The following is a 13,507-nucleotide window of genomic DNA, read 5'->3' as shown; positions in this document are numbered from 1 at the left end:
AGCAGTCCTAATACCCTCCCGCCGCGCAGGCAGAAATGCTAAATCAGCCCGTTGCTCCAAGCCTGTCCCCCGCATAGGGTGCCCGCGCGAACACTTCAGTATTCTTTATTTCTCCAGGATAGATCTTCCCCATGAGTCAATCGGCCGACATAACCGCATCAGATCAGCCTCCCTCCCTCGAGACCATGCTCGGCTTCAATGCCGATCTCGGCTTCCGCCTTGTCGAATGGGCGGACGGCTATGCGAAGCTGGAACTCGACCTGACGGAAAAGCACCTGAACCGCAGCGGCATCCTGCATGGCGGCGTGGTCGCGACGATCATCGATGCCGTCGGCGGTTATTGCGGTGTCTGGGTCCCGGAAGGGGCCGAGAAAAAGCGCGCCCTCACCCTGTCCCTGACCACCAGCTTCATGGGAACGACCAAGGAAGGCCGGATCTATGCCATCGCCAAACGCCGTGGCGGCGGCCGATCGGTCTTCTTCGCCAGCTGCGAAGTCTACAGCCCCGAAGGCACCCTGATCGCCATGGGCGAAGGCACTTACAAGTCCCTGGCAAGCAAAGTCACCTCTGCAGGTTAATTCAGATCTATCTGCTCACAGCCGCCCCGAGGGGTGCTCCCGCAGGAAATCGATGAAGAGGCGCAGCAGCTCCAGACGACGGTGCTGTTCGGGATAGAAAATGTAAAACGGCGGGTGCTCGATCACAAAAGGGTCGAGCACCGTTTCCAGCCGCCCGTCCGCCAGTTCCTCTTCGACCACCCGGCGCAGCGACCAGCCGATCCCGTGTCCGCTCCGTGCCGCTTCGATCACACCACGGAAATCATCGAACACCAGATGCGCCGGCGGGTCGACGGTGACGGTCCGCCCGTCGATGGAAAACAGCCAGTCGGCCACGCGGTTAGCGCTGACGAAACGATAGCGGATGCATTTATGCGCCAGGAGGTCACCCGGATGTTCCGGCCGGCCATGCGCGGAAAGATATTCCGGCGATGCCGAGTAAGCGGCCATGAGTGGCGGCGTCAGACGGGTCGCGACCATTCCGTCGGTCAGCCGGTCACCCAGCCGGAAGCCCGCGTGAAACCCTTCCCGCACGATATCGACCAGCCCCTCATTGAAGGACATTTCAAGCCGGATCTCCGGATAGGCCTGCTGAAAATCGGCCAGTACAGGGGCGATGATGATCCGGTAGGCACTCCAGGGCACGGTCAGCCGCAAGACGCCGCTCTTCGCCTTGCCCGTGGCGCGGGCATTCTCAATCGCGGCGGAGACCTCCGCCAGGGCCGGGCCGGTGCCCTCCAGAAGAACCTGACCGGCGGCAGTCAGATCGAGCGAACGCGTCGTCCGCGTCAGCAGTTCCACCCCCATGTCCCGCTCCAGCGCCTTGAGACGATGGCTGACAGCCGGCACCCCGACCCCGAGCGCACGGGCCGCCGCACTCAGCGAGCCATGCCGGACAATCGCCAGGAACACTTCGATACCGCCTATCACGCCAGACATATTTTAGATTTTCTAAAGAACAATCTTATTTTTTGAAATCTATTCGAACAGACCGGCTATTGCTAGCTAGGACGGACACCAGCGGAGTCGTCCCATGACATCACCCTCATCTGCAAAAATGGACCGAAGTGGTAATGCCATCGGCGCGGCGCTGATCGTTGGTGCCGTCTTCCTGATGGCCGGACAGGACGCATTGATCAAATATATGAGCGTCGACCTGGCCCTCGGGCAGATCTTCCTGCTGCGCTCCATCATGGTCCTGCCGCTGCTGACGCTGCTCTACCGCCGGGGCGCCGGACAGGCCTGGCGCGGTGCCCTTGCTCCATGGCCGCTCCTGCGCGGGCTCTTCCTGACCTTGATGTATATGACGCTCTATTCCGTCATCGATATCCTGCCGCTGGCATCACTCGCCGCTGGATTTTATACGGGGCCCCTCTTCATCACCCTGCTTGCCGCGCTGCTGCTGAAAGAGCGCGTCGGGGCCTTTGGCTGGGCCGGGGTCAGTGTCGGGTTTCTTGGCGTTCTGGTGCTCCTGCGGCCCGGGGCGGTGGCCTTCACGCCAGCGGCGCTGATCCCTGTCCTCTCCGGCTTTCTCTACGCTCTGGCGGCCATCCTCGCGCGCGGCAAATGCCGTTCCGACGCGCCGGTGTCCCTGGCACTGTCCCTGAACCTCGCCCTGCTCGCCGGCGGGGCCGCGATCAGCGGGCTCGCCTATCTCCTCTGGCCCGGCGGAAATGAGGGTTCTTTTCTGGTGCGGGTATGGGCACCCATGGCGGCAGGCGAATGGCGCCTGATCGCCATGCTGGCGATCCTGATGGTGGGGATCGGTCTCGGCCTCGCCGCTGCTTATCAGAAGGCCGCGCCATCCATCGCCGCGGCCTTCGATTACAGCTACCTGATCTTCGCAACCCTGTTCGGGTTTGTGCTCTTTGCCGAGACACCGGACCTGCCGACCGTCACCGGAATGGTGCTGATCGCCAGTGCCGGGTTCCTGGCCTTACTGAAGCGCTGAACGGATCACTTCGCGAAAGCGACATCCCGGCCCGGCGCGGCGGCCAGGAGTGAGCGGGTATATTCGTGCTGCGGGTTGGCGTAGACCTTCGCGGTCTCGCCTTCCTCAACCACGACGCCGTTCTGCATGACCATGATCCGGTCACAGATCTGCGCCGCCACCCGAAGATCATGGGTGATGAACAGCATCGCCAGATCGAAGCGGACCCGCACATCGTCGAGCAGCTCCAGCACCTGTGCCTGCACCGAAACGTCCAGTGCCGATACCGCCTCGTCCGCGATCAGTACCTTGGGATGCATGGCGAGCGCCCGGGCGATACAGATACGCTGACGCTGACCGCCGGAGAACTGGTGCGGGAAACGATCCAGCGCGTCCGGGCTGAGCCCGACGATCTCCATCAGCTCGCGTGCCCGGCTGTCCGCTTCGGACTCGCTGACGCCGAAATTCATCGGTCCCTCGACGATCGACTGACCGACCGTGCGGCGCGGATTGAGAGAGCGGTACGGATCCTGGAAGACGATCTGGATATCCCGGCGGTGCGGACGCATCGCATTTTCCGAGATGGTCGCGATATCCGAGCCTTCGACCTGGATATGGCCGGAGCTCGGATCCTGCAGGCGCACGATGCAGCGGGCGAGCGTCGACTTTCCCGATCCTGACTCGCCAACCACGCCGAGAGTCTCCCGGCGGTGCACGACCAGGTTCACATCCTTGTTGGCGTGAACCTCACGGCTTTTCCGGAACAGCCCGGTCCCGCCATAGACCTTGTTCACGTTCTGCGCGATCAGGGCCGGTGCCTTCTTGTCGATCTCCGCCCGGTGGCTCGGCTCCATTGAGGGGACAGAGCCGATCAGCATCTTGGTATAGGGATGCTGCGGCCTCAGCAGGATCTCGTCCCGCGTGCCCTGCTCGACGATCTTGCCCTTCTGCATGACGACGATGCGGTCGGCGATTTCCGCCACCACGCCGAAATCATGGGTGATGAACAGCACGCCAGAACCGTGACGGCGCTGGATATCCTTGATCAGGTCCAGGATCTGCGCCTGGGTGGTCACATCGAGCGCGGTTGTCGGCTCATCCGCGATCAGCAGGCCCGGCTCAAGCGCCAGGGCCATGGCAATCATGATGCGCTGACGCTGCCCGCCCGAAAGCTGGTGCGGATAGCTGTCATACATCTTCACATGATCCGGCAGGGAGACATCCGCCATGACCTCGAGCACACGCTTTTTCTGCTCGTCCGCCGAGAGGCTGGTGTGAATTTCCAGCATCTCGCGGATCTGGTCTCCCACCTTGATGACCGGGTTCAGGGCCGTCATCGGCTCCTGGAAGATCATCGCCATCTTCTCGCCGCGCAGCCGGCGCATCTCGGCGTCCGACTTCTTCAGCAGATCCTCACCCTGAAGGATGATCTCACCGCTGACCGGTTTCACTTCCTTCGGGTTCAACCCCATGGTGGTGAACGCGGTCACGGACTTGCCGGAACCAGACTCCCCCACCACACAGACGATCTCCCGCGCGCCGACGGTGAAGCTGATATCCTCGACGGCGAACGGACGGTCCGCCCCCTTTGGCAGGGCGACCGAGAGATTGCGGACTTCAAGAACGGGCGTGGCCGCTGTGCCCCCCGTCGTCTCCGTTGCGGATTGTGTATCGGTCATGCGCGCATCTTCCGGGCTATACGGGGATCAAGCGTGTCACGCAGTCCGTCGCCGACAACATTGACGGCCAGAACGGTCAGCGCGAGCGCGACACCAGGGTAGAAAATGATCCAGGGCGTGAGCTGGAAATAGGTCCGGCCCTCGGACATGATGTTGCCCCAGCTCGGGATTTCCGGCGGTATACCCGCACCGAGGAAGCCGAGGATGGACTCGGTCAGCATCGCCGCACCACAGATATAGGTGGCCTGCACGATCATCGGCGCGATGGTGTTCGGCAGGATATGCCGGATCAGGATCGCCGGGAGCCGGGTGCCGGAGGCAATCGCCGCTTCGACATAGGGCTCGTCCCGCACCGTCAGCACAACGGCACGTACCAGCCGGACAACCCGCGGAATCTCGGGAATGGTAATGGCGATCACGACCGTGGTCAGTGTCGCGCCTGAAATCGAGATCATGGCAATCGCCAGCAGGATCGCCGGGATCGCCATCAAACCGTCCATCACCCGCATCACCGGAGCATCGAGCCAGCGCACATACCCGGCGAGAAGCCCCGTGAACAGGCCGATCACCGTTGCGATAGCCGCCACGGAAATGCCGACAACGAGCGAGATCCGCCCGCCATGAACCACTCGGACGAAAATATCGCGGCCGAGAAAGTCCGTGCCGAACCAGAAATCCGCCGACGGTGGTTTCAATCGGCTGATCACGTTCTGCTCGGTTGGCGATCCGGTGAAGATCGGCCAGATAATCGCGATTGCCGCCATGATCAGCAGCAACACGCCGCCCCAGAACACAGACCTGTTCCGCATCATCAGCGCGAAAGTCGACGGCTGCTGCTTTTCCGGAAGCACCTCGTCGACGGACATCAGTTGAGGATCCGTTGCTGTCATCAGTACCTGATCCTTGGGTCAAACAGGGTATAGGAGAGATCGATCAGCAGGTTGATCAGGATATAGACAAAGCTGAAGAACAGGATCAGCCCCTGGATCACCGGGTAATCGCGGGCCAGCACCGCATCGAGCACAAGACGCCCGAGGCCCGGAATATTGAAGACCGACTCCGTCACCACCACACCGCCGATCAGCAGCGCGATGCCGACACCGATCACGGTGACGATCGGCACCGCCGCATTGCGCACCGCGTGCTTCATCAGGATCTTCCATTCGGACTGTCCCTTGGCACGCGCGGTCCGGACATAATCCTCTTCCAGAACCTCCATGACCGAGGCCCGGGTCATCCGTGCGATCAGCGAAATGAAGATCACAGAGAGCGCCATGACCGGCAGCACCATGTGTCTGAGGAAGGTAAGCAACCCGTGATCGAAGGGCGATTTATAGCCCTGGACCGGCAGGATCTTGAGCTGCATCGCCAGCACATAGATCAAACAATAGGCCAGCACGAAGACCGGCACCGAAAAACCGCCGACCGAAAAGAACATGACGAACCGGTCAATGAGAGAGCCGGATTTCCAGGCCGCGATGGTTCCGAGCGGCACCGCGACGGCAACCGCGAACACAATCGTGCACAGGGAAAGCAGCAGGGTCGGCTCGATCCGCTGACCGATCAGCTCCATCACCGGCTTCTTGGAGAAAATGGCAGTCCCGAGATCGCCGGAGGCAAGCTGCAGGATCCAGCGCCAGAGTTGCACGAACATCGGGTCGTTCAGCCCGAGCTGGCTGCGGATGCGCTCGACATCCTCCGCGCTCGCATAGTCGCCCGCGATCACCGCCGCCGGATCACCCGGCGCGAGCCGCAGGAGAAGAAAAACCAGCACGGCGACAATCACCATCACGGGGATGGTCGAGAGCACGCGCTTCAACACATAGGTCAGCATGGAGAGATAAGCTCCTCAAGGCGTCTGTCGCCAGACGGGCCTTACCGGCCCGGGGCAGAGCATTTCAGAGGAGCCGCCCGAACCATAAGGCCCGGGCGGCTTTCTGACGGGCGAAATTATTCGACCGACATATTCCAGAAGAACTGGACCGGAGACTTGATGAGGCCCTTCACGTTGTTCCGGTATGCAACCGGAACGAAGAACTGACCAAGCTCGACAGAAGCCGCGATCTTCAAGACCCGCTCCTGCACCTTCTTGCCAGCAGCAAGCTTCTCTTCCGGCGTGGTTGCGGATGCAAACTCACCGCGCGCCTTCTCGAGTTCCTCATCCGTGGCCCAGCCGAACCAGCCCTTGGCCAGATCGCCGGAGAAGGCGATGGACATCGGGTCGATCACGTCGGCACCGATCCACCAGGTGTGGAACATGTTCCAGCCGCCCTCGGAGACCGGGTCACGCTTGGCCCGGCGGGAGGTCAGTGTGGACCAGTCCATCGCCTGCAGATCAACTTCGAAGCCGGCCTTGCGGAGCTTCTCGGCGGTGATCAGGGTGAAAGCGGAGAGAACCGGAATATCCGTCGGGTGCATGATTACGATAGGCGTTCCGTCATAACCGGCAGCCTTCAGAGCCTCTGCGGCTTTTTCGATGGAGCCGGTCTTGATGGTCTCGGACGCCACTTCGCTCGCCAGAGGCGTGCCACAGGGGTAGATCGAGAAACAGGTTTTCCAGAACTGCGGATCACCGATGGCACCAGCCAGATAGTCTTCCTGCTTCATCGCCATGGTTGCGGCCTTGCGGATCTCGACATTGTCGAACGGCGGCAGCAGATGGTTGAAGCGGGCAAAGCCGATGGAGCCGAGCGGATCGTTGACTTCGGCCGTCACGCCTTCAGCGGCTGACAGCAGCGGCATCAGGTCGGTGGAGGGCTGTTCGAAGAAATCGACTTCGCCGGCGATCAGCGCGTTCATTGCCGTGGTCTGATCGGGGAAATAAGTCCAGATCACCTTGTCGACCTTGGCGAGCTTGCCGCCAGCGGCAGCCGACGGCGGCTCGGAGCGCGGGACATAATCCTCGAACTTCGTATAGACCACGGTCGAACCCGGAACCCACTGGTCCGCCTCGAATTTGAACGGGCCGGAGCCGATATGCTCGGGGATCTGCTCGAACGGATCCGTCGCGGCAATCCGCGCCGGCATGATGAACGGCACGTTGGAGGAGATCTTGCCGATCGACTCCAGCACCAGGCCATACGGTGCCTTCAGCTTGAACTGGAAGGTCTTGTCGCTGACGGCGACCATCTCTTCCATCTGTTCCATGAGCTTCTGGCCCATGCCGTCGCGGGCACCCCAGCGCTTCAGCGACGCGATGACGTCCGTGGAAGTGACCGGTGCGCCGTCATGGAATTTCAGCCCGTCGCGCAGGGTGAAGCTCCAGATTTTGCCGTCCTCGGATGTTTCCCAGGTGTCGACCATCTGCGGCTGCGGCTTGAAGTCCTCATCCATCGCGAAGAGCGTGTCATAGATGAGATAAGCGTGGTTGCGGGTGATGTAGGCCGTCGTCCAGATCGGATCGAGGTTCTTCAGGTCCGCATGCGGGATTACCCGCAACACCGTCTCGGCGCTCGCCAGGGTCGGGGTCCCTACCAATGGCAGGGCCACGACCGCGAGAGCCATCAGGCTGCGTCGTGTCCAACGAATCATATTCAATATCCCTGTTCCGTATTTTTAGGTTAGGCGCGAGGTTGGCCCCGTCAGTTACCTATTTTGGAGCATGTATTTTTTGCACCGCACCATGTGCGAGTCAATAAATCCGCAGGGTTGAACATGAAATATTTTTGCAATGGAGACGCATCATCCGCCCGGCAAGGCAGCCTGCATTCAGGTCGCGGACACCGCCCGCATCTCACCAACCCCTTGCCGGATAATCTGGAACGAGGACCAGCAGAACAGGCTTGCCATCACACCTGCGACGGCAAGGTCAGGCCAGCCGGTTCCGCTTTGCCAGACACCGGCAGCGGCGAGGACGACGGCAACATTGCCGATGGCGTCATTGCGCGAGCAGAGCCAGACGGAGCGGACATTGGCGTCCCCGTCCCGGAACCGGTAGAGCAAGCCGACGCTGGCCATGTTGGCGACAAAGGCCAGAACACCAACCACACTCATCACGGCTGCCTCGGGCACACCGACCACCAGAACCTGATACGCGGTAGAGCCAAATACCCAGATCCCCATCAAAGCCAGGGATATCCCCTTGAACAGCGCGGCACCGGCCCTGACATTCGCCGCCTTGCCGATGACGTAGAAGCTTAGGGCATAGGTCGCGGTATCGGCCAGGAAATCGAGCGCGTCCGCTTTCAGCGCCATCGACCCGGCACCAAACCCGGCCGCCATCTCGACAACGAACATCACCCCGTTGATCAGAATTACAGCCCAGAGCGCCCGACGGTAAGCCGCTGACATTCCTTCGAAAACCACATTCTCATGATCGTGACCACAACAGCCGGCCATGGCTCGCTCCTCGACAAATCACCTCGTTGATCCCAAATATGGGAGCTACAGCGACTGTAGGTTCAAGAGAGAATGAGCGAAAAATCGAGAAAGCCATGACGCAACCTGCCATCACCGATACAGCCCCGCGCTATCCGATTGGCGATCTTGCCCGTCAGACAGGTACAAAGGTGCAGACCATTCGCTATTACGAGTCCATCGGCCTATTGCCGGAACCCGCCCGCACGGCAGGCAATCAGCGGGTCTACGGCCAAGACCAGCTCGACCGGCTGGGCTTCATAAAGCATGCCCGCGACTTTGGCTTTCCCCTGGATGCCATCCGCGAATTGCTGGACATGACCGACCGGCCCGCGGCTTCCTGCACAGAAGCGGACGAAATTGTCAGCCGCCATCTGGGCGAAGTCCGGAGACGGATCGGCCGTCTGCAAGCTCTGGAAGGAGAATTGGCCCGGATGCTGAAAAGCTGTTCGCACGGCACCGTGGCGGACTGCCGGGTTATCAACGTGCTGTCGGATCACGAAAAATGTTGCACCACCAGCCACGAGCCGGTGGAGACCATGCCGTACCGGGCGCCGGATTAACGCTCGTCCTCGGGATCGCCCGCCCGCTCGTCATAGCCGTGCTTGGAGCTGTAGAAGGCCAGCCACATCAGTCCGCCACCCAGCAGCAGAGTGAAGAAAGACCCGATGGCCAGAGCGATGAAGCCATGGATGCTGATCTGAACGTCTTCATCAATGGCAAACCACATCTCCCACACGCCCCAGAGGGAGAACCCCAGAAGCGCAAAAAGACCCACGGCGAGCAGAATTATATTACGCATTGCCTATCGCCCAGCATGATTTGACCAAACTCAGAATATGGGCGCACTCTTGCTCTAAATCGACAAAAACGGGAACAGTTTATGACGTGGTCAATCGTCGCACGCGATCCGAAAAGCGGCCGTTTCGGCATTGCGGTCTCGACCTGTGCTTTCGCCGTTGGCGCCATCTGCCCCTGGTCCCGGGCCGGTGTCGGCGCCATTTCCACCCAGGCCCACACAAATCCGCTGCACGGCCCGCTCGCAATTGACCTGATGACGCGCGGCCTGCCGGTGACCGAAGCCCTAGCCATGACACTCGCCCACGACGAAGGCCGGGAAATCCGCCAGGTGCACGGCGTCGATGCAAAAGGCAATATCTTCGCCCATACCGGCGCGAACTGCGTCGAGTGGTGCGGGCACCTGACGGGAGAGAACGTCACCGTCGCCGGCAACATGCTGGCCGGTCCTGCGGTAGTCGCCGATACGCTGGCAAAGTACGAAGCAAGCGCGGGCCTCGAATTCGGCGACCGCCTGCTGATGGCGCTGGAGGCAGGGGAAGCCGCAGGCGGCGACAAACGCGGCAAGCAATCGGCCGCCCTGCTCATCCAGGGAAGCGAGCCATACGCCGAAGCCGACATCCGCATCGACGACCACCCGGAACCCGTCACCGAACTGAGAAGATTGTTCGGTATCTATGCCGGAAGCCGCCGCGCCTATATGCGCACCATGGGCGGGATCGGGGATTTCGCGGGCATTGTCGATGACGCGGAGCGGGATGCGTTTGTTCAGCGGGAACGGGGCCGTTAGCACACCCCGACAACTCACCAATCAAATTGCAGAAAAATCCGAATAGCCTCTCACCCGGTGCATCACCGAGTGATCCCTGTCGATCTCCCCGAGCGGACAGATATCCCAGTCCCAGGATCGGCCGCCCGCCGGAAGTGGCACGTCATGCAGCGCGGAGACCGTCGCGGTTTCCGCGCCGGAGCGGTCTCGGATGATGTGTGCCTCGTCGGCAACCAGTGCCACGGGGCACTCGAACGCACCGAGATAGGCAAGATGCGCGCGGACCAGAGCCTGCCCCAGTTGCTCGCTTTCCGCCTCGCTCTGCCGGAAGCGCTTCTCCAGATAAAGGTTCGGGACGACGGAGAGTTGGGACAGGATACTGGCGGAGATCACCAGCGAGATTGACGGGTCGTCCAGATAGGCTGTCGGTTGTGTCAGCGTGGTGTTTCCTTCGGCAAGGGAGGTGAGCGAGGCGGTGACGTCGAGCGTGACCAGCTCGATCCTCTCCTCCCGTCGCGCTGCGCGCCGGGCCGGTGTCATGAAGAGAAGGTCCGCCAGGATAACGCGCCGGAACATGCCGAGCAGATCCGCCAGTGGGATGTCATGCAGCAGACCGGCGCCGAAAATCAGAACCGTGTCCCGCGCGGTGCATTGCCCGGCCGCCTCCAGCATCAGCGTGCGGCTTTCTTCCAGATGCGATGCCCACGCTTTCCGGTTCCGCCGATACCGGCTTTCGATACCGACGCATTCCCGCAAATACCCCATCCGCCTGTAAGGCGCCGGGCACGGGGTTGTGAGATAGGTGAAGCATTCGCGAATCATCCGGTAATGGTAGAGGCACGGGAGGCCCGTTCCAAGAGCGGCCCTCCCGGCCATCCAGCGATCAGGCCCTGCGCACGGCCCCGCCCTCTTCATCCCAGCGCCAGGCTGGTTCACGCGGCCTCACCTCCACACCGCCGATCCAGCGCGGCGCGCCCGCGATACTCAGGTAATCCAGCTCCCCCGCCAGCACCCGCCGGCCGGCCTCCGTCAACGCATAGGCACGTTTCGGCCAGGGCAAATCCGCTGTCTCCGGGTCCGCCGCGATAACCGGCTCCGTGCTGGCGGAGAGATCTTTGAGAGCATGCCAGAACATCAGATCTCCGAGGAACGGCAGCAGCTCATGCCGGGTCATCAGGGCTTGAAAGATCCGACCTGCAGTTAGCTTTTGACCATCCGCCCTGGCAAGGATCGACAGCGACAGCGCCTGTGTCAGGCCCAACCCCGTGCGTGCCGAGGGCAGCTCCCGCAGATGCCGCCGCAGCGCCGGTGCCATCAACGGCAACGCGGGCGTGCCGTCACGGACGATCCGGTCAAGCTCTGTCGGGTCCGGGTCCGTCACCGCGTTCCAGACTTCAGCACCAAGCGCGAGCTGACCCTCGGTCACGGGTTTCAACTCGTTCTCCCAAAGCCAGAGCAGCACTTCGGGATGCAACTGGCCGAGCCCGACAAAGCCCTGCACGCCAGGCACCTTGCCGACACAGATCATCTGCAGGTCCGGGCGCTCATCAAGCCGGGAGAAATGCGCCAGCAGGCGGGCAAGGATCAACTGGTCGTAGCTGTCATGCTCGAACCAGAGCACCACCCGGTCGCCCTCTCCGAGCGCGTCCACCGCGCCGTACTCCGCTTCGAGCCTGTCCCTGGCGTCTTTCAATGAGCGATCATATCCGGACACGATGAATTCAGAGCGCTTGTCGAGAAAGGCCGCCCGGTCGAGGCGTGGCACCGGCCCCTGACAATAGGGGTCGGAAAACTCGACGAAAGCACCGGCAAAGCCCGCGACCTTGAGGCTGTGCCGGATATCCTCGCCACACCGGACATGCACCATGTCGGCGCTATCCGGCACCAGCGGGCGCCCCGCCTCCATGCGCTGGCGGGCAATACGCAGCGTATCGATATGCGTCTTCATGCGCGGCCAGCTTGGAAAGCCGTTTTCCCGCGCGATGACAAGTTGCGCATCGGCAAGCAGCTGCCCGGCCGCGGCGCCCTTCGGATGATGAGCTTCCCATCGGACGACAGCATCCGCATCGCCGTCACGGACAGCTTTCAGAAGCTCTTTCGCACGCTTTTTCTGTTGTTCGAGATTGAGCCGTCCGCCGAAATAATCACGCGGAACGGCCAGTGCCGGCTCGTTGGCTTTAGACATACGATTCCCTCGTCGGTTATCGCCTGTGTCCGCCAGCAGGCAAGGAAATCGATCTGTTATCGATCAGTCAGGATGGGCGCAGCCCTTTCCGCGGACAGGACGCCGAGAGGGCGTTGACGGAAGCATTGCAGCCCCGATGCGCGCGATCAAGAGCGGCCTGATCAAAAGGATGAATTTAGTTTACCCGTCCGGATAGAGCGCGGAACGATAAGCGAAGACGCCCGGCAGGCCGCCGGTATGGATGTAGAGCACGTTTTCCATGCCCTCGAAGGCGCCCGCGCGGGTGAGGCCGATCAGACCGGCCAGACTTTTCGCCGTATAGACCGGATCGACAATCAACGCTTCCAGACGACCGGCGAGGTCGATGGCCTCAAACGTGCTCTCCACCAACTTGCCATAACTCGGGCCGAACCAGTCGTCATGGCATTGCACGTCGCTCTCGGGGACGATCTCGCCGCAACCGAGCATGTCTTCCGCCAGGCGGGTGATGGAAAGAACACGCTCTGTCTGGCTCTTCGCGTCCCGGCGCACGCAAATGCCATGCACCGGCATGGTATACCCGGCAAGGCGCAGCCCAAGCAGGGTACCGACATGTGTGGCGGCACTGCCGCTTGGCACCACCACGGCATCAAACTGCATGCCGCCTTCACTGGCCTGCTGAAGCAGCTCGAGCGCGCATTGCATATAGCCGAGGGATGTCAGCGGTTTGGTGTCCGCCGACAGGGTGAAGAGGTAGGGGTTCTTGCCTTCCCGCTTCAGCCGCGCCGCAATGCTGTTGAGGTTGGCATCCGCCGCCTTCTCGTCCTCGCCGAGCGGGAAGTGGTGCATGTGGGCGCCGAACATCCGGTCCAGCAGCACATTGCCGGACTTATGATATTCCTCGCCCATGCCCTCGACCCGGTTCTCAAGCTGGACATGGGCCTCCATACCGAGCTTCGCGGCGAAGGCGGCCGCCGTGCGCATGTAGTTCGACTGCACCGCCCCGGTGATCACCGCCGTATCGACCCCGGCGGCTTTTGCGGCGCCGAAGGAATATTCGAGCTGGCGCACCTTGTTGCCGCCCGTGGCGACACCGGTGCAATCGTCCCGCTTCACCCAAAGCGTTGGCACCGGCCCGCCAAGCTCCTCCGAGAGATGCCCGGCCAGCCGTTCCATTTTCTCCAGCGGCGTCGGGAAATGTCCGAGCCGGACGCGCGGAAACCCATCCAATCGGTCTTGCAGCGCGTCCGGCCC

Annotated in this window: 14 protein-coding genes; 4 read left to right on the top strand and 10 right to left on the bottom strand. The window is 61.9% G+C overall.

The features are described 5' to 3' along the window. Window positions 1-131 precede the first annotated feature (131 nt). Window positions 132-578, top strand: coding sequence for a PaaI family thioesterase (locus tag AAC126_RS03725; protein ID WP_339850206.1), 447 nt, complete (start codon window positions 132-134; stop codon window positions 576-578). A 15-nt stretch (window positions 579-593) separates the two neighbouring features. Here AAC126_RS03725 and AAC126_RS03720 read toward each other — a convergent pair whose 3' ends face one another. Beyond that, the gene (locus tag AAC126_RS03720; protein WP_339850204.1) at window positions 594-1,496 is read right to left on the bottom strand and encodes a LysR family transcriptional regulator; all 903 of its coding nucleotides are present in this window, start codon (window positions 1,494-1,496) and stop codon (window positions 594-596) included. Between the two features lie 94 nt (window positions 1,497-1,590). On the opposite strand from AAC126_RS03720, the gene AAC126_RS03715 reads away from it, so the two are divergent. Then, a complete protein-coding gene (locus tag AAC126_RS03715) occupies window positions 1,591-2,508 on the top strand; it encodes a DMT family transporter (protein ID WP_339850203.1) in 918 nt (305 codons plus the stop codon). A 5-nt stretch (window positions 2,509-2,513) separates the two neighbouring features. Here the strand turns inward: AAC126_RS03715 and AAC126_RS03710 are convergent, their stop codons facing one another. The 5 genes from AAC126_RS03710 to AAC126_RS03690 form a co-directional block, all read right to left on the bottom strand. Further along, a complete protein-coding gene (locus AAC126_RS03710) occupies window positions 2,514-4,166 on the bottom strand; it encodes an ABC transporter ATP-binding protein (RefSeq protein ID WP_339850200.1) in 1,653 nt (550 codons plus the stop codon). Next, complete coding sequence (locus tag AAC126_RS03705; protein WP_339850198.1) at window positions 4,163-5,056, bottom strand: ABC transporter permease; 894 nt, start codon at window positions 5,054-5,056, stop codon at window positions 4,163-4,165. The genes AAC126_RS03710 and AAC126_RS03705 overlap by 4 nt, the downstream gene beginning before the upstream one ends. After that, window positions 5,056-6,000: an ABC transporter permease gene (locus AAC126_RS03700; RefSeq protein WP_339850196.1), complete on the bottom strand. Its 945-nt coding sequence runs from the start codon at window positions 5,998-6,000 to the stop codon at window positions 5,056-5,058. Before AAC126_RS03700 ends, AAC126_RS03705 begins: the two co-directional genes overlap by 1 nt. 116 nt (window positions 6,001-6,116) lie before the next feature. Next, the gene (locus tag AAC126_RS03695) at window positions 6,117-7,697 is read right to left on the bottom strand and encodes an ABC transporter substrate-binding protein (protein ID WP_339850194.1); all 1,581 of its coding nucleotides are present in this window, start codon (window positions 7,695-7,697) and stop codon (window positions 6,117-6,119) included. 177 nt (window positions 7,698-7,874) lie between these two features. Then, window positions 7,875-8,504 carry a cation transporter gene (locus tag AAC126_RS03690; RefSeq protein ID WP_339850191.1) on the bottom strand — a complete coding sequence of 210 codons (630 nt, stop codon included), beginning with the start codon at window positions 8,502-8,504 and terminating at the stop codon, window positions 7,875-7,877. Window positions 8,505-8,599: 95 nt separating this feature from the next. Here AAC126_RS03690 and AAC126_RS03685 point away from each other — a divergent pair, with 95 nt between their 5' ends. Next, window positions 8,600-9,085 (top strand): helix-turn-helix domain-containing protein, encoded by a 486-nt coding sequence (locus AAC126_RS03685; protein ID WP_339850189.1) that lies wholly within the window; start codon window positions 8,600-8,602, stop codon window positions 9,083-9,085. On the opposite strand, the gene AAC126_RS03680 is transcribed toward AAC126_RS03685, so the two are convergent. Further along, window positions 9,082-9,324, bottom strand: a complete 243-nt coding sequence (locus AAC126_RS03680; protein ID WP_339850187.1) for a hypothetical protein — start codon at window positions 9,322-9,324, stop codon at window positions 9,082-9,084. The two genes, AAC126_RS03685 and AAC126_RS03680, sit on opposite strands and share 4 nt — an antisense overlap. A gap of 81 nt (window positions 9,325-9,405) precedes the next feature. Between AAC126_RS03680 and AAC126_RS03675 the strand changes: the two genes are divergently transcribed. Then, window positions 9,406-10,110 (top strand): DUF1028 domain-containing protein, encoded by a 705-nt coding sequence (locus tag AAC126_RS03675; protein WP_339850185.1) that lies wholly within the window; start codon window positions 9,406-9,408, stop codon window positions 10,108-10,110. A gap of 21 nt (window positions 10,111-10,131) precedes the next feature. Here AAC126_RS03675 and AAC126_RS03670 read toward each other — a convergent pair whose 3' ends face one another. From AAC126_RS03670 to AAC126_RS03660, 3 genes are all read right to left on the bottom strand, one after another. Continuing rightward, window positions 10,132-10,854 carry a hypothetical protein gene (locus AAC126_RS03670; protein ID WP_339850183.1) on the bottom strand — a complete coding sequence of 241 codons (723 nt, stop codon included), beginning with the start codon at window positions 10,852-10,854 and terminating at the stop codon, window positions 10,132-10,134. Between the two features lie 118 nt (window positions 10,855-10,972). Beyond that, the gene (locus AAC126_RS03665; RefSeq protein ID WP_339850181.1) at window positions 10,973-12,274 is read right to left on the bottom strand and encodes a DUF1835 domain-containing protein; all 1,302 of its coding nucleotides are present in this window, start codon (window positions 12,272-12,274) and stop codon (window positions 10,973-10,975) included. Between the two features lie 180 nt (window positions 12,275-12,454). Then, entirely contained in the window at window positions 12,455-13,483 is a 1,029-nt protein-coding gene (locus AAC126_RS03660) for a D-cysteine desulfhydrase family protein (protein WP_339850179.1), read from the bottom strand. Between the last annotated feature and the right edge of the window lie 24 nt (window positions 13,484-13,507).

This window comes from uncultured Nisaea sp. (assembly GCF_963974195.1).
GTDB lineage: Bacteria > Pseudomonadota > Alphaproteobacteria > Thalassobaculales > Thalassobaculaceae > Nisaea.
This window is presented reverse-complemented; position numbering and strand designations above follow the sequence as displayed.

Excerpts from the sequence above, each read along its gene's own strand:
- AAC126_RS03725 (WP_339850206.1), top strand. The coding sequence starts at position 132 with ATGAGTCAATCGGCCGACATAACCGCATCAGATCAGCCTCCCTCCCTC.
- AAC126_RS03720 (WP_339850204.1), bottom strand. The coding sequence starts at position 1,496 with ATGTCTGGCGTGATAGGCGGTATCGAAGTGTTCCTGGCGATTGTCCGG.
- AAC126_RS03715 (WP_339850203.1), top strand. The coding sequence starts at position 1,591 with ATGACATCACCCTCATCTGCAAAAATGGACCGAAGTGGTAATGCCATC.
- AAC126_RS03710 (WP_339850200.1), bottom strand. The coding sequence starts at position 4,166 with ATGACCGATACACAATCCGCAACGGAGACGACGGGGGGCACAGCGGCC.
- AAC126_RS03705 (WP_339850198.1), bottom strand. The coding sequence starts at position 5,056 with ATGACAGCAACGGATCCTCAACTGATGTCCGTCGACGAGGTGCTTCCG.
- AAC126_RS03700 (WP_339850196.1), bottom strand. The coding sequence starts at position 6,000 with ATGCTGACCTATGTGTTGAAGCGCGTGCTCTCGACCATCCCCGTGATG.
- AAC126_RS03695 (WP_339850194.1), bottom strand. The coding sequence starts at position 7,697 with ATGATTCGTTGGACACGACGCAGCCTGATGGCTCTCGCGGTCGTGGCC.
- AAC126_RS03690 (WP_339850191.1), bottom strand. The coding sequence starts at position 8,504 with ATGGCCGGCTGTTGTGGTCACGATCATGAGAATGTGGTTTTCGAAGGA.
- AAC126_RS03685 (WP_339850189.1), top strand. The coding sequence starts at position 8,600 with ATGACGCAACCTGCCATCACCGATACAGCCCCGCGCTATCCGATTGGC.
- AAC126_RS03680 (WP_339850187.1), bottom strand. The coding sequence starts at position 9,324 with ATGCGTAATATAATTCTGCTCGCCGTGGGTCTTTTTGCGCTTCTGGGG.
- AAC126_RS03675 (WP_339850185.1), top strand. The coding sequence starts at position 9,406 with ATGACGTGGTCAATCGTCGCACGCGATCCGAAAAGCGGCCGTTTCGGC.
- AAC126_RS03670 (WP_339850183.1), bottom strand. The coding sequence starts at position 10,854 with ATGGGGTATTTGCGGGAATGCGTCGGTATCGAAAGCCGGTATCGGCGG.
- AAC126_RS03665 (WP_339850181.1), bottom strand. The coding sequence starts at position 12,274 with ATGTCTAAAGCCAACGAGCCGGCACTGGCCGTTCCGCGTGATTATTTC.